12 protein-coding genes are annotated in these 14725 nt (G+C 69.5%); 7 read left to right on the forward strand and 5 right to left on the reverse strand.

The features are described from left to right. Both VE326_04955 and VE326_04960 read left to right on the forward strand, forming a co-directional pair. Positions 1–340, forward strand: a 340-nt coding sequence (locus tag VE326_04955; GenBank protein ID HYJ32547.1) for a hypothetical protein, incomplete at its 5' end; no start/stop codon positions are given. An 11-nt stretch (positions 341–351) separates the two neighbouring features. Then, positions 352–1887: a hypothetical protein gene (locus tag VE326_04960; GenBank protein HYJ32548.1), complete on the forward strand. Its 1536-nt coding sequence runs from the start codon at positions 352–354 to the stop codon at positions 1885–1887. A 13-nt stretch (positions 1888–1900) separates the two neighbouring features. Here VE326_04960 and VE326_04965 read toward each other — a convergent pair whose 3' ends face one another. Beyond that, positions 1901–3511, reverse strand: coding sequence for a metallophosphoesterase (locus VE326_04965; GenBank protein ID HYJ32549.1), 1611 nt, complete (start codon positions 3509–3511; stop codon positions 1901–1903). Positions 3512–3585: 74 nt separating this feature from the next. On the opposite strand from VE326_04965, the gene VE326_04970 reads away from it, so the two are divergent. Beyond that, positions 3586–5136 carry a glycosyltransferase family 39 protein gene (locus VE326_04970; protein HYJ32550.1) on the forward strand — a complete coding sequence of 517 codons (1551 nt, stop codon included), beginning with the start codon at positions 3586–3588 and terminating at the stop codon, positions 5134–5136. A 33-nt stretch (positions 5137–5169) separates the two neighbouring features. On the opposite strand, the gene VE326_04975 is transcribed toward VE326_04970, so the two are convergent. Beyond that, positions 5170–6591 carry a kelch repeat-containing protein gene (locus tag VE326_04975; protein ID HYJ32551.1) on the reverse strand — a complete coding sequence of 474 codons (1422 nt, stop codon included), beginning with the start codon at positions 6589–6591 and terminating at the stop codon, positions 5170–5172. Positions 6592–6801: 210 nt separating this feature from the next. Here VE326_04975 and VE326_04980 point away from each other — a divergent pair, with 210 nt between their 5' ends. Then, positions 6802–7788: an alpha/beta fold hydrolase gene (locus tag VE326_04980; protein ID HYJ32552.1), complete on the forward strand. Its 987-nt coding sequence runs from the start codon at positions 6802–6804 to the stop codon at positions 7786–7788. 227 nt (positions 7789–8015) lie between these two features. On the opposite strand, the gene VE326_04985 is transcribed toward VE326_04980, so the two are convergent. After that, positions 8016–8660: an outer membrane beta-barrel protein gene (locus VE326_04985; GenBank protein ID HYJ32553.1), complete on the reverse strand. Its 645-nt coding sequence runs from the start codon at positions 8658–8660 to the stop codon at positions 8016–8018. 91 nt (positions 8661–8751) lie between these two features. Here VE326_04985 and VE326_04990 point away from each other — a divergent pair, with 91 nt between their 5' ends. Further along, positions 8752–9237 carry a rhodanese-like domain-containing protein gene (locus tag VE326_04990; protein HYJ32554.1) on the forward strand — a complete coding sequence of 162 codons (486 nt, stop codon included), beginning with the start codon at positions 8752–8754 and terminating at the stop codon, positions 9235–9237. On the opposite strand, the gene VE326_04995 is transcribed toward VE326_04990, so the two are convergent. Next, entirely contained in the window at positions 9224–10168 is a 945-nt protein-coding gene (locus VE326_04995) for an ADP-ribosylglycohydrolase family protein (protein ID HYJ32555.1), read from the reverse strand. The genes VE326_04990 and VE326_04995 overlap by 14 nt on opposite strands. 45 nt (positions 10169–10213) lie before the next feature. Here VE326_04995 and VE326_05000 point away from each other — a divergent pair, with 45 nt between their 5' ends. Then, the gene (locus tag VE326_05000; protein ID HYJ32556.1) at positions 10214–10870 is read left to right on the forward strand and encodes a carbonic anhydrase; all 657 of its coding nucleotides are present in this window, start codon (positions 10214–10216) and stop codon (positions 10868–10870) included. On the opposite strand, the gene VE326_05005 is transcribed toward VE326_05000, so the two are convergent. Further along, a complete protein-coding gene (locus tag VE326_05005) occupies positions 10867–11688 on the reverse strand; it encodes a 5'-3' exonuclease H3TH domain-containing protein (protein ID HYJ32557.1) in 822 nt (273 codons plus the stop codon). The two genes, VE326_05000 and VE326_05005, sit on opposite strands and share 4 nt — an antisense overlap. A gap of 85 nt (positions 11689–11773) precedes the next feature. Here VE326_05005 and VE326_05010 point away from each other — a divergent pair, with 85 nt between their 5' ends. Next, positions 11774–14722 carry a S8 family serine peptidase gene (locus VE326_05010; protein ID HYJ32558.1) on the forward strand — a complete coding sequence of 983 codons (2949 nt, stop codon included), beginning with the start codon at positions 11774–11776 and terminating at the stop codon, positions 14720–14722. Positions 14723–14725 lie beyond the last annotated feature (3 nt).

Genomic DNA, 14725 nt, shown 5'->3' on the forward strand with positions numbered 1-14725 from the left:
GTGGAAGGCGGCGAACGCGGGGGCGATCAACCTGGCGCCGCCCTTCCAGAAGCACAGCGTGGATCTGCAGGCCGATCCGGACGCCATCACCCAGGCGGGGGTGCGCTCCATCACCGTGAAGATCTTCTACAACCTGGGCGATGCCGAGCAGGTCCGGACCACGACGCTGAATCCCTCCAAGGGACAGCTCTCGGACCGCCTCGACTTCATCCTGCCGTCGAACGTCGTGGATTACGATTACGAGATCACGTGGCAGCTCAAGGGGAACCGGACGGTTTCGTCCGGCCGGAAGCGCGCCAACCAGTCCGTCCTGTTCGTGGACGAAGTGGCCGCGGGTTGAGGGGGGACGCCATGAACGCATCCATCGGAACGATCCTGACGCTTCGATTCGCGCGAATCCTGGCGGCCGCGCTGGCCTCGTTGGCCGGAATCGCCCTGGCCGGCTCCGCGCTTGCCTTCGACACGGGGCCGCACTTCGACATCACCGAGGACGTCCTCAAGTCGGAGGGATTCTCGCCCGCCGCCATCGCGACGGCTCAGAGCGCCAACTTCCTCGTCGACTTCTACGAATTCATCGGCAATCCCAAGCTCGCGTCGATCCTGGATCCCGCCTGCCGGAAGGCGGTCGAGCGGGTTCTCGTCAACGGCGATGCCCAGCACTTCGACGATCTCGACTCGACGCGCGACGTGGCGCAGAAGTGGGACGCGATGCTGGCGAACACGCAGAGCACGGCCGCGGCGAAAGCGAAGGCGGGCGACCTGCTTGGGCTGATGGCCCTGCTGGGGATGTCGCTCCACAACGTGCAGGACTTCTATGCGCACAGCAACTGGGTGGAAGGAGGGACGACCGGCCCGCCACTCGGCAAGGGGGCCTGGGCCAAGTATGGCGACCATCCCACCTGGCTCTCGGTGGACCGCGCGGACCGCGAGGCCGTGGACGTGTATACCCGGCGCGAACGGGGGGTTCCCAAGCGGACGCACGGCGACTGGGACAGCAATGCCGATGCCCTGAACAAGGACTGGCAGGGGCGGCCGCATCACTCGGACGCCTACATCTGCGCCTACTTCGCGAGCCGCCAGTGGGTCCGGCTCTTCCGGGATTTCGTGGGTGATCCGGCCGTCTGGAGCAGGATGCAGGCGTTCAGCAAGTCCACCTTCGACCCCAGCCGCGACTGGGACTACGCGCGCAAGATCTCGTTCTACGGCGGCCACTGGAACGGCAACGGAGGACCGACCACCCTGGGAAGCGCCTTCAGCGCGCGCACCGCGGCGACCTCGCCCGACCTGCTCGCGAACGCGGTGCTCAACTACATGTACGGGCGCTGCCTCACGACCAAGCCGGGCGCGCTGCGAACCGAGGCCGAGAAGCTGCTCTTGTCCTGGGGCGCCATGCCCTACAAGGGCCCGGTCAATCCGACGTTGCCGAGCCCCGCGCCCGAGACCATGCAGTTCGTGCGGCTCCAGGTCCATCGCATCGACAACATCAACGGCGATGACGGCTTCGGGGGCGGAGAAATGGACTGGTACAGCCGCGCCGCCATCGATGGGCAGCGCTACTGGTCGGGGCTGATCGACGAGCACGACAATTTCGACTTCGACAAATCGCCCTATGCTCCGTGGACGATGACCAAGGCCGTCACCTCCTCCGCGTCCGAGGTGCCGATCCTCTTCCAGCTGATGGAGCTCGATTACAGCGACGACGACCAGGTGGACGTCAATCCCCGCTCGGGCGCGCAGAGCCTCGTCCTGCGCTACTCGCTCGCGGGGGGAACGCTCCGCGGGGACGTCACCGGCCCCTCCACCTTCACGGTCGAGGGCAAGGGAGACTGCGACTGCGCCCGGCTCAAGATGAGCGTGGACCGTCTCTCGGGAAGCTGCCTCAAGTGACGGCGGCCGCCTCCTAGCGCCGCCGCCGCGACCCGGTGTTCCGCACCGTCGTCCCCTTCTTCTTTCCCGGCGGCGGGTGGCTCTCGATCCGCCGGCTAGCGGCCGTGGTATCCGCCTTCGCTGAGATCCCCGCCTCGCGTTTCACTTCCGACGTCGAGGGGTGGACCGGCGCCGTCGCCGCGATCGGGACCTTGTGCTGGTCGATCTTCGGCTGGCCGTAGCGCTTCAGGTCGATCTTCACGAGGTCGGCCAGCTTGACGTTGCCCTTCTTGTCCACCGCGTACGTCTGGAGCTCGCCGCCGCCGAACCACAGCCGGATCAGCGTGAAGTTGTTGACCATCGCCGTGTAGACGTTCTCTGGCTTGATCGTGCCCCCGGCCACGTGGTACTCGGCAAAGAGCTGGGCCGCCTTCGCCGGAGGAGGCAGCGGATGAAGCGGCGCGCCGCCTCCGCCCTGGACGATGCAGATCAGCACGCCGCCGTCGGGGAAGGTCATGAGGGCGCGTTCGTAATCGTGCTCGTGTCCCCCGGCCAGGACGGAGATGCCCGCATCGCGCATCGCGCGAACGATCTGCTCGCGGCGCTCCTGCATGACCGGGTCCATGTTCCAATCGTGGCGGTGATAGCCGGCCGACATGGGCGGACTGTGGAAGAAAACGAACGACGGGCCGTGGTGCTCCTTGAGTCGCGCCGTCAGCCAGTCGACCTGCTCCTTCGAGTACTTCACCTGCACTTCCTTGGACCAGTGAACCCCCGGCATCGTGATCGGGTTGGTGTCCAGCGCCACGAACCGAACCCAGCCGTCGGCGGAGTCGAAGCAGTAGTAGAACCGATCGCCCGCGATCGGAAGTCCGGTCGCGACGCGCCAGTTCGCGACGCCCGTCTCGGTGTGGGTCTTCTCGTGGTTGCCCGGCATTGCGAAATAGGGAACCCGGGTCATGAGCGGTTCGCTGAGGCGAAGGAAACGGCGCCACTGGGCCGGGTTCGTGCCGTCATAGACGAGGTCTCCCGTGTTGATCGCGGCGGCCACCTTCTTGTTCTGCATCTTCAGCGTGTCCAGCTTGGCCATGATCGCGTGAAGAACCTGCTTCTCACGCCCGTAGGTCGGCAGTCCGCGCAGGAACGGCGGAATGTCGCGCACGATCGCGACGTCGGGGGGGAGGAGGCCCTTCACGAGCATCCAGGGAATGGTGATCAGCGCGCGTCCCAACCGGAGCGGGTTCGGGGAGAGGCCCTTCTGGATGACGGCCAGCTCGGGCGCGAGCTTCGTCATGCGATAGCCGGGGCGGTTGTCACCGAACAGGAGGATGTTCAGCGTGTCGGCGGTGTAGCCGTCGAGGAGCTTGCCCAGATACCGCCGGGAGGAGTCTCCCGTGCCGGGCTGAAATCCGATCACGGTGTCGGGAAGGAAGAGGGCGCGTTCGCGCACCGGATGGCGCAGCGCGCGCTCGGGATGGTGGCCGCCCGTCGTGTCCGCGGGAGTGAGCGGCTGTTCGACGAACGTCAGCCGTCCCGTATGGGCGCAGCCGAGGACCAGGAGCAGAACAGAAAGCGGTGCCGCGGCGCGCCGCCACAGACGACTCCTGATGGCAGCGGCGCCGAACGGACTCGCGCTTCGAGCCATGACGCGAATCTCCTTCCCCTCAGCCCCGCCAGAATCGTAGCAGGAAACGATCCACGGTGTGACAGTATCCGGCCATGATCCGTTCCCTGGGCCCCGAGGCGCCGGGATTGCCAAGGCTTGCGGTCGGCACCCTTGCAACACTCCTGGTGGCGAAGCTGCTGCTCCACCTGGCGGCAATCGGGCACTACGGGTATTTCCGGGACGAGCTTTACTACCTTGCGAGCACCGAGCATCTCGCCTGGGGTTACGTCGAACATCCTCCCTTCTCGATCGCGCTCCTGGCGCTCGTCCGGTCGGTCCTTGGAGATTCGCTGCCCGCACTGCGGCTGGTTCCCATCCTGTCCGGAGCCGCCGTCGTGCTCCTCACGGCGGTCCTGGCGCGGCGCCTCGGCGGCGGACGCTTCGCGCAGGGCATCGCGGCGCTCGCGGCCGTGATGGCGCCGGCTTTCCTGGGCACCCACCGCTACTACTCCATGAACGCACTCGATCTCCTCTTCTGGACGCTCGCGTCGCTCGCAACGCTCCAGGCGCTGGAGCGAGGGCGGGCGCGCGACTGGTCGGCGCTCGGCGTGCTGCTCGGGCTGGGCCTCCTGAACAAGGTCAGCATGGCGTGGTACGGCGGCGGACTCGCGATCGGACTTCTCGCCACGCGGCAGCGCCGGGCGCTGCTCGGGACCGGGCCCTGGCTCGCGGGCGCGATCGCGCTCGCCCTCTTCGCGCCGCACGTGGTGTGGCAGATCCAAAACGGCTGGCCCACCCTGGAATTCATCCGGAACGCGACCTCGCTCAAGATGGCCGCGACCACGCCGGGCGAGTTCCTCCGGGATCAGATCCTGACCCTGAATCCCGGCGCAGCACCGCTTTGGATCGCGGGGCTGATCTACGGCCTGGTCGCGCTGCGGGGCCGCCCGGGGCAGGTTCTTCCCTGGATCTACCTCTCGGTTCTGGTCCTTCTGCTCGCGCAGGGGCACAGCCGAGCGTCCTATCTCACGGTCGCCTATCCGCCGCTGCTCGCCCTGGGCGGCGTGGCGGTCGAGCGGTGGACCGGCGCGACCCGGCGCTGGGTTCGCCCCGCGCTCGCGGCCCTCATCCTCCTGACCGGGCTGGTCGCCGTGCCGCTGGCGCTTCCGGTGCTGCCCGTCCGGACGTTCGTGCGCTACCAGTCCGCCCTCGGCATGGCGCCCCGAACCGAGGAACGGAACGCCATGGGCGCGCTGCCGCAGGATTACGCGGACATGTTCGGCTGGGAGGAGATGGCCGCCCTGGTCGCGAGAGCGTACGACCGGCTCACGCCCGAGGAGCGCGGGCGCTGCCTCATCTTCGGCCAGAACTACGGCGAGGCCGGAGCGATCGACGTGATAGGGCGGAAGCTGGGCCTGCCGCCCGCCATCAGCGGACATAACAGCTACTGGCTCTGGGGACCGCGGCGGCGCGAGTGGGAGGTCGTGATCATCATCGGCGGCGACCGTAAGGACAACGCCGCGTTCTTCGATCGGATCGAGATCGTGGGCCAGACGCGGTCGGAGTGGGCGATGCCCTACGAGCGGGGGCTGGACGTGTCCATCGCGCGCGGGCCGAAGATGTCCCTGGCCGAAGCGTGGCCGCGCGTGAAGCAGTACATCTGAGGAGGCCCGCGAAGAGCGCGCGGAAGCGGGGCGCTACCGGAGCAGCGTGAACTTCTTCGTCAGCACGCGTCCGGCCGCGGCGAGCCGCGCGAAGTAGACGCCCGAGGCCGCCGGCACGCCGCCGGCGCGCCCCGACCACTGGACGGTGTGCGGCCCCCGGTCCCAGGTGCCGCTGGCGAGCGTCTCGATGCGGTGGCCCGAGGCGTCGAAGATCCCCACCTCCACCTGTTCCGGTCCCGGAAGCGAGATGGCGAGCGTCGCGCCCCGAGGCGCCGGGTTGGAGGACGTGATCCGGAGCGATGGCGCGGCGGAGGCGTCGCCCTCGGAATCGGCGTCCGCGATCGAGCCGGAGTAGCGGAACAGCCAGAACGTTCCGCCCAGGTTCAGCACGAAGAAGTCGTTTCCCTCGTCGTAGTCGAGATCGACCGAGTAGAAGCGGGGAGGATTCGCCGGGAACGCCTCCGGGAAGAGCTGCTCCCACGTCTGGGTCGCCGGACGGAAGATCCAGGTGTCCGACAGCGTGACGTCCTTGGCCGTGATGCCGCCCCACATGAGGATCACGTCGTGCCGGCTGTCGCGGGCGAAGTGGGCGAAGCGCCGCGCGGCCGGCCACGGCTCCTGCTTGGGAACCTGGCTCCAGCGGTTGGCCCCATCGTCGTAGCACCAGAGCTCGCTGTCGGCGCTGCCCCAGGGGGCTCCCGCGAACATCCAGGTCACGTGCCGCGCGGGGTCATAGACCATGTTCTGCCCCATGCGCGGCATCGGGCTGGTCGGCGGCGCCCGGTCGCTCCAGGTCTCCGTGGCCAGGTCCAGGGCATAGGTCCTGTCCCCGGTTCCGTACTCGTGGTCGGTGCCCGCGAAGAGAATCATCCGGTCGAGATCCGAGTCGTACGCGCAGGCCTGTTCGTAGACCGTGTAGGGGTGCGGGCCCGTGATCTCGCGCCAGGCCCGCGAGGCGAAGTCGTAGGTCCACGTCTCGCCGATCATGTCGTCCGTGACCGTCCGGTTCGCTCCCGACCACAGGTAGACCGCGTTCTTCACCGGGGAATAGACGAAACAGGAATAGAAATGGCGGTCCCAGGGGGTCGGGTCCGACCCGTTCTCGGGGAGCGGCTCGCAGAATCCGTTCTGGGTCGTCCAGTTGTCGACTTTCTCCAGGGAGAGACGGTTCGCGACGGGATCGTAGAGCCAGAGCGCGTTCGCGAAGATGCTGTCGAACGAGTACACGGGGAGCTCCGCGTATCCGTCGAACAGGACCATCTTCCCGAGACCGGAGGCGTAGCGCATGTGATTCCATCCCCGGCCGGCATAGACCCCAAGCCGATCCGGCGGAAGATCGAGCGTGGGCTGCGGCTGCTGGATCCAGAGATTGGAAGGGATCGTCAGCGGGAAACCGCCGGCGCGGGAGAACAGGGCCCCCAGCACGATCGAGAAGAGTAGGAGCTTCCGAGCCATGGTGTTCCCGAGGGATGGGCGTGTTCGGCGCGGGAGGGAAGCGCTCGGGCGAGGTCCCGGCGGTCCGGCGCGCTAGGTGGAGGTCACCCTAGAGTTAGCACCCGCCCGAGGAAGCAAACAAGAGGAAGTTCGAACGGCGACGAAGTTCACCCCCGGCGCCAAGGCCCTGCAGGGTACCTGACGTCCCGCGTTTCGCGTACCCTCCCCTCGATGAGATCCTGGGTCCTGCGCGCTGGAGCTCTCGCCGCCATCCTAGCGGCGGCCTGGATCCTCCTCGGCCAAGTCGCGCCCGTCGCCGAACCGCCCACCGTCGCGGTCCGCGCAGGCCCGGCCCTGCTCGCCGCGGCCGATTCGATCTGCGACTGCGACGTCAGGACCGTCAATCCCCAATGCCGCTCCCGCGTGATCCCGGCGGATCCGGCCGCCGCCCGCGGCGTCGCGCACCCCCCCGTGGTCGTCCTCCTGCATGGATTCACCAACTGCCCGAAGCAGTTCGAGGGCCTCGGCCGCGACCTGGCCCGGAAGGGCTACACCGTGGTTCTGCCGCTTCTGCCGCGGCACGGCATGGCCGACGTGATGACGACGGAGCTGAGCCGCCTCAGCGCCGAGGATCTCGTGCGCGCGGGGGAGCGTTCGGTGGACCTCGCCCACGGTCTGGGCGGTCCCATCACCGTGGTTGGTCTGTCCTCGAGCGCGGTGCTGGCGGGATGGCTCGCCCAGCATCGCGCCGACGTCGACGCCGCCGTGCTGATCGCGCCGGCTCTCGGTCCCAAGGGTCTCCCCGCGCCGATCGTGGCGCCGCTCACGGGCGCGCTGCTTCGCCTTCCCAATTTCTACGTGTGGTGGGACTCGAAGCTGCGCGAGAAGAACCCCGGGCCGCGGCAGTGCTATCCGCGCTTCGCGAGCCACGCGATCGGGCAGGTGTACCGGCTCGGCGGCGCGGTGCTTCGCGATGCGGGCCGCGTGAAGCCCAGGGCGCGCCGGCTGGTGATCGTGACCACCGCGGCGGACGACGCCGTGAACAACGAGCTGTGCGCCCGGCTGGGAGCGCTCTGGCGCGCGCACGGCGCCCGCGTCGAGAGCTATCAGTTCCCCGCCGGGATGGGCATCCGGCACGACATGATCGATCCGGAGCAGCCCTACCAGCGCACCGCAGTCGTCTACCCGGTTCTCGAGCGGCTGGTCGCACCGCAGTAGCTTCGATCGTCGGCGAGCGGCCGCTCCCGACGCCTGCCAGCGCGTTCCGCGAGGCTGCCAATGTGTCAGGGAGCGTCCGGCTCCAAACACCCATGTCCAGGACGACGACCCATGCAAGGTGTGCGTCGATCCGTTCTTAGGACAGGCGAGCCAGCGTCCGGATCGCTGGCACGTTTCACGCGCTACGGGACGAAGCGGGTGTGCGGTGAAGGAGGAGAGGAGTGCGGCTAGGGTCCGGGGCCTCCGCCGGGGATCCAGCGGATGACGAAGAGCACCTCGAGCATGGGAGAGGCCTTGTAGCCGAGGATCTCGCGGTTGGTGCGGATGTAGTGGTACTGCCCTTCGAGACCGAAGCCCACGGTATCGCCGGCCCGGAAATCGGCGCCGCCGCCGATGCTCACGCCGTTGGCGGTCTGGGTGACTTTCAGCGTTCCGGTCGAGTCCTGGGACTGGGCGGAGATCGGGTAGATGCCGACCCCCGCCAGCACGAACGGAGCGATCTTCGCGTCTGGAGAGACCAGGAAGCGGCGGGCTCGGAAGCGCAAGCGCCACATCTCCCAATCGGTGTCGCCGCCGCGAACGCCGGGAATCAGGGTGCTGTCCTGGCCGGGCTTGAACTTGACGAAGCCGAACTCGCCGCCCAGCTCGAAGTGCGGCGACATCTGGCCGGCCATGGCGAGGACGATGGGCGTCCCGCGCTTCCAGATCGCACCGAACGCTCCGCCCTCAGGCTTGGCGAAGCCGCTCCCGAAGGAGATCGACCAGTCCGAGCTCTGCGCGCGGGCGGCGGGGGCGAATCCGGGTGCGGCAAGGATCAGAAGGAGAAGGGACGCGACGGCAAGGATGGATACGGGGAGCTTCGAGCGGTGCATAGACGCCCATTCTAAACATAGCCGCGGGGCGGACCGCAAGCTCCACGGTAAGTGGCGCGATGATCCGTCTCTCAACATGGGGGTGCCGAGCATGAACGAGAAACCGGTGTCGCCGGCCCGGGACCGGAGTCCTTCAGGGTTGTGGTGGGTTCTGATCGCGATCGTCCTGGTTGCGATCGCGCTCGTGTGGATGCCGCGTCGGACCGCGGGCCCGGTGGGAAGGGCGCCGGTCGCGCAAGCGCCCGCGACACCGCCGGCAGCCGCCGGCCCGCAGGTCACGGTCGCGCGAGCGGCCCAGCTCCAAGCCGAGGGGGCGTTCCTGGTCGACGTGCGCCAGCCCGAAGAGTGGGCCGAGGGACACATCGAAGGGTCGAAGCTGATTCCCCTCGACGATCTCGAATCGCGGCTGGCGGAGGTGCCTCGTGACCGGAGCGTCGTCGTGGTCTGCCACTCCGGGAACCGGAGCAAGCATGGGCGCGACATCCTGCTCCGGGCGGGCTATGCGCAGGCCGTGAGCATGACCGGAGGGCTGTCCGCGTGGGAGGCCGACGGCCAGAAGACGGTCAAGGGGATGTAGCGCCCTCGGCCCGCTCCAGGATTTGATCGGCGATCGCGGCGAGTCGCTCGGCGCGAGCGACCCCCGCGATCCACCGCGGGGGAATCGCATCCGCGCCGTGCAGCGCTCCCAGGACGGCGCCGGCGACGGCGCCGTTCGTGTCGGTGTCGCCACCAGCCTGGATCACGGCGACCAGCGATTCTTCGAAGTCGCCCCCGCGCTCCAGGCACCACAGCCCCACCTGCATCGCTTTCAGCGTGTAGCCCATCGACTCGCCGTCGAGCTTCAGCTCGTCGAGATCGCGACCCGACGCGGCCCGGGCGGACTGCACCAGCATGAAGCTCACGTCCGCCGCCTCCAGCGCCGCCGCGATCGACTCGATCGTGGCCGTCCGGCCGTTCAGGGCATCGGCGATCGCCAGGTTGACCGCGAACGCCGACCATCCGCACCGCGGATCGTGGTGGGTGATCCGCGAGCTGTTCTCGGTCTCGGCGCGGAGCCTGACCGGATCGAGTCTCCACCGCATCGCGATCGGCGCGCAGCGCATCACCGCTCCGTTGCCGGCGGGCGAGTTCCCCGCGCGCTCCCAGATCAGGCGCGCGGCCTCGGAGGGGAGGAGGCCGTGGCGGAGGGCGTTCAGCACCGCTCGGGTCTGGGCGCCCATCCCCCGGCCGTTCGACTCGTACCAGTCGAGCAGGCGCGCCGCGAGATCCTCGTTCCCCAGCGTGTCATGCGTCAGGATCGCCTCGGCGATGATCACCGCCTGCGCGAGATCGTCGTCCCAGGGGAGCTTCAGCTCCATGGGGTCCATCTCGCGCACGCCCTGGGGGTACGCCTGGAGAATTCGCTCGCGCGGCCAGGACTCGACAGGCAGCCCCAGCGTGTTGCCGACCGCGAGGCCCAGCAGGGCGCCGCGATAGCGGTCGCGGAGCTTCGTGGCGACGACGGACATGGCCGCAAGTATACGCCGCGGCGGGGGATCGGCTAGAGTGCGTCCATGCCGCACACCTGGGATGCCGGCGTGCCCACGCCCGAGGAGTCGCTCCAGCGGCTCGTCGAGGGGAACCTTCGCTTCCGCGCCTCGAGGGCCAGCGCGGTCCGATCGTGGGATCCGAAGCACGCGACGGAGGGCCAGCGGCCCTTCGCGATCGTGCTGGGCTGCTCCGACTCGCGGACGCCGGTCGAGATCCTCTTCGACCAGGGTTTCGGGGACCTCTTCGTCGTGCGGATCGCGGGGAACGTCGTCGCGCCCTCGGTCGTCGGATCGATCGAGTTCGCCGCGTCCCAGTTCGGCTCGCGCCTCGTGGTCGTGATGGGGCACACGGGCTGCGGCGCCGTGACCGCGACGGTCCACGCGATCGAGACGGGATCGGGTTCCGAATCGCGCAACATCCGCGACATCACCGACCGGATCGCGCCGCACATCGAGGGGCTGGTCCGCTCCGGAGGTCAGGGAGCGGCCGCGCGCGAGGCGGTCGTGCGCGAGGCGGTGCGCGCGAACGTGCGGGCCTCGGTGGATCACCTGCGGCACGGAAGCCGCATCCTGGAAGAGCTCGTCGTCGCGGAGCGGCTGGTCGTGGTGGGCGCGGAGTACGATCTGGCGAGCGGGGAGGTCGTCTTCTTCGATCGAGGCGGATCCCTCCGATCCGGCTAGGGCGCCGCCTTCCGGCACCGCTCCACCAGCCGCGCGGCGTCCATCTTCGTTGCGATCGTCTCGAACCCCGATGTCGGCCCCCGCCAGCGCAGCGCCTCGACGTCCTCGAAGAGCGGCGCGTCGGTGCGCAGCGTCGCGAGCTCCTTGAAGAGGAGCGCCTGGGCGCGCGCGCCGCGGATCGCGTCGTCCGGCATCGACTCGATGCCGCCGTATCGGGCGAGCAGGCGGGCCGCCCCGACCGCGCCGATGCCGGGGAGCCCCGGATATCCGTCGGCGGCGTCGCCGACGAGCGCGAGATAGTCGGGGATCAGCATCGGCGGCACGCCGTACTTCTCCTTCACGCCGGCCTCGTTCAGGATCTTCTTCCCCCGCCGATCGACCTGCACGATCCGGTCGCCCCGCACGCACTGGGCGAGATCCTTGTCCGGGGACCAGATCGAGATCTTCTCGACGCGCGGGTCTTCGGCGGCGATGCGCGCGGCCGACGCGATGGCATCATCCGCTTCCAGCTCCACCATCGGCCAGGTCGCGACCCCCATGGCGACGAGCGCTTCCTCGAGGGGATGGAACTGCGCCCAGAGCGCGGGCTCGATCCCCTCGCCCGTCTTGTAGCCCTCGTAGAGATCGTTTCGGAACGACTCGATCACGTGATCGGTCGCGACGCCGAGGTGCGTGGCGCCGGTCTCGATCATCTGGATCACGGTTCCGAGCACGCCCGCGACCGCGCCGTAGGGCGGGTCTTCACCCTTGTGGAAGCGGCGGAGGCCATAGAAGTGGCGGAACAGCTCGTACGTCCCGTCGACCAGATGGACGATCATGGGCCCTTTCCCGCTCGCCTTCTCGGCGCCGGGCGCGGTACCCTCAGGCCGTTCCCCCCGCTGGCCGGCCGCCGCCCGAGGTCCGTTGATCTTCGTCCGAACCGTTCCCGATCGCCGGGTCGCCCGCATCCATCGCCTCCTGATCACGGCCGCGCTGGTCATGACCGCCGCCGGGGCGTCGGCCGTCGTGGCGGCGGCGCCGCTTCCGCGCACGATTCCTCCCGCCGCCGCGACCGCGCGCTACGACCCATCGGCGCTGCTCATCAAGCTGAAGCCGGGATACCGCTTCACGGCCGGCCTCGCGCGCACGGGATCGGCGTCGCTCGACGCGCGCCTGGCACGCGCCGCGGCCTTCGAGGTGTCGCATCTCTTCACCGCGGCCCGCGCGGGGCGTCCCATGAACGCGGAGCTCGGCACCGATCGCGTCTACCGGATCCGCCTCCGCGGCCCGGACGACATCCCCGCGCTCGTAGCGGCGTTGTCGCGGGAGTCCGGCGTGGAATGGGCGGAGCCCGATTATGAGGGATCGGCGGCCGAAACGCCCGCCTCCGGCTCCATGGTCCCGAACGATCCTGAGTTCGACCACCAGTGGGCGCTCCGGAACACCGGCCAGGTGCCCGGCATCGGACCGAGCACGCCGGGAGCCGACATCCGCGCGACCGAGGGCTGGGCGGTGACGACCGGCGACAGCGGCGTGGTCGTGGCCGTTCTCGATTCGGGGATCCGCTACGAGTACCCGGATTTCGCCGGCCGCGTCTGGGTCAACCGGGGCGAGATCCCCGGCAACGGCGTCGACGACGATGGGAACGGCTACGTGGACGATGTCCGCGGCTACAATTTCGCGGACGCGAACGCCGAGGTTTTGGACGACCTGGGACACGGCAATGCCGTGTCGGGAGTGATCGGCGCGACGTCGAACGACGGGCTCGGCTACTGCGGACTCGACTGGGCGTGCCGGCTCATGCCGGTGAAGATCCTGAACCGCGAAGGCGTCGGGCTCTACTCGTGGTGGATCTCCGGCATCGATTACGCCGTGAAGAACGGCGCGCGCATTCTCAACATGAGCCTGGTGGGGGACCACGCCTCGCTCGCGCTGCAGACGGCGATCCGGTACGCGTACGCGCAGGGCTGCCTGCTGGTCGCGGCGGCGGGGAACAGCGGCGACTCCACACGGTACGTTCCGGCCTCCTACGACGCCGAGGTGCTCGCGGTGGGCGCCACCGACCGGAACGACCGGCGCGCGGCCTTCAGCACGTACGGAAATCATCTCGACGTGGTCGCGCCCGGGGAGGACGTCGCCGTCCTCACGCTCGGCACGGAAACCTATTCGAGCTACGGAAGCGGCACGTCGTTCGCCTCGCCGATGGTCGCCGGCCTCGCGGCGCTCCTGCTCGCCAAGGATCCGTCCCTGAACGCCGCCTCGCTTCGGGACGTGATCGATGCCACCGCGGACGATGGCGTGGGTCATGATGCGCAGGATGCGCCCGGATGGGACCCCTACTACGGCTATGGGCGCATCAACTGCTTCCGGGCGCTCACCCTCGACCGGATCCCGGATCCTCCCGCGCTGTCCGCGCCTACGTTCCTGAATCCCACGGAGGGGAAGACCACGGCGATCACCGTTTCCGTGTCCGATCCCGACGGCGATCCGATCCGGAAGCTCGAGGCCGACGCGAGCGCGCTGCCTCGCGGCAACGACGCCTCGTTCGCCACCGACGCGGCCATGACGTCCGGCACCTGGTCCTGGACGCCGACCTACGACGACGCGGGCGGACCCTACCAGGTCACGTTCCGCGCCTACGATCCGCTGCGCGGCCAGGCGACGACCGCGATGTACGTGGGTAACGTGAATCGCCTGCCGGCGATGCTCGCCCCGGAGACGGCGGTCTTCGTGGAAACGGAGGCGGGGGGCTTCGACGTGCGGGGGACCGATCCGGACGGTGAGGAGCTCACCCTCGAGGCTACGGGCGTTCCCGTGGGAGCGACGTTCGAGGACCGCGCCGACAACACCGGCGCTTTTGCCTGGACGCCCGCGCGGGGGCAGGCCGGGACCTGCACCGTGACCTTCACCGCGCGCGACGGATGGAACGGAGCCGGCAGCGCGAGCACGCGCATCGACGTGCGCCGCATGAACCGCGCGCCGGTGGCCGAGGCGGGCGGACCCTACGCCGGCGTCGCGGGGGCGCCGGTCGCGTTCGACGGAAACGGGTCGAGCGATCCGGACGGCGACCTCCTGCGCTATTCGTGGTCGTTCGGCGACGGCGGCGAGGCGGCGGGGCCGGTGCCCTCGCACGCCTATGATCGCGGAGGCGATTACCGGGTGGTCCTGGAGGCGAGCGACGGCTCGCTCTCGGGGCGCGACTCGACGTCGGCACACGTCGCCGATGCGCTCCCGGCGCGCGCGTTCGCGGCCGACGGCCGGCGCTCGATCCCGCTCTCGGGGGGATCCGCACCGGTCTGCATCGGCCTCGAGCCGGCGGGCGGCTCGTATGGCAACGCCGACCTGGACCTCTCGTCGCTCGAGCTCGTCGCGGACGGCGGGCCGGCCGCGGGCGTCTCGCCCGAGCCCCGGGCCGTGGCCGAGGGAGATCGCGACCGGAACGGAGTGGCCGAGCTGTCACTCTGCTTCGACCGGGCCTCGCTCCGGCGGCTGTTCGCTCGCGTGAGCGGCCGGGACTCGGTGGCCGCGGCGGTCGAGGGGCGGCTGGTGAGCGGCGCCAGGGTCCGGGCGCCGATCGCCCTGGTCGTGGTGGGCGCGGGCGGCGCGATCCGCCTCTCCTCGAATCCGATGGCAGCCGGTGCCGTGGTCACCCTCCGGAGCAGCCGTTCCGGCCGCCTTCGCGTCCGGCTCTTCGACGCGCGGGGCCGCCTCGTGCGGACGCTGGCGGACGAAGCGGCGGCGGCGCCGGGATACCACGACGTGGCGCTCGAGGCGCGCTCGACGTCGGGAGACCGGCTTTCCTCCGGCATCTATTTCCTGCGCGCGGAGACGGCGGACGGGGTCGCGACGTCCCGCGTGGCGGTGCTCAAGTGATTT

The organism is Candidatus Binatia bacterium (genome assembly GCA_035631035.1).
GTDB lineage: Bacteria > Eisenbacteria > RBG-16-71-46 > SZUA-252 > SZUA-252 > DASQJL01.

Excerpts from the sequence above, each read along its gene's own strand:
- VE326_04960 (HYJ32548.1), top strand. The coding sequence starts at position 352 with ATGAACGCATCCATCGGAACGATCCTGACGCTTCGATTCGCGCGAATC.
- VE326_04965 (HYJ32549.1), bottom strand. The coding sequence starts at position 3,511 with ATGGCTCGAAGCGCGAGTCCGTTCGGCGCCGCTGCCATCAGGAGTCGT.
- VE326_04970 (HYJ32550.1), top strand. The coding sequence starts at position 3,586 with ATGATCCGTTCCCTGGGCCCCGAGGCGCCGGGATTGCCAAGGCTTGCG.
- VE326_04975 (HYJ32551.1), bottom strand. The coding sequence starts at position 6,591 with ATGGCTCGGAAGCTCCTACTCTTCTCGATCGTGCTGGGGGCCCTGTTC.
- VE326_04980 (HYJ32552.1), top strand. The coding sequence starts at position 6,802 with ATGAGATCCTGGGTCCTGCGCGCTGGAGCTCTCGCCGCCATCCTAGCG.
- VE326_04985 (HYJ32553.1), bottom strand. The coding sequence starts at position 8,660 with ATGCACCGCTCGAAGCTCCCCGTATCCATCCTTGCCGTCGCGTCCCTT.
- VE326_04990 (HYJ32554.1), top strand. The coding sequence starts at position 8,752 with ATGAACGAGAAACCGGTGTCGCCGGCCCGGGACCGGAGTCCTTCAGGG.
- VE326_04995 (HYJ32555.1), bottom strand. The coding sequence starts at position 10,168 with ATGTCCGTCGTCGCCACGAAGCTCCGCGACCGCTATCGCGGCGCCCTG.
- VE326_05000 (HYJ32556.1), top strand. The coding sequence starts at position 10,214 with ATGCCGCACACCTGGGATGCCGGCGTGCCCACGCCCGAGGAGTCGCTC.
- VE326_05005 (HYJ32557.1), bottom strand. The coding sequence starts at position 11,688 with ATGATCGTCCATCTGGTCGACGGGACGTACGAGCTGTTCCGCCACTTC.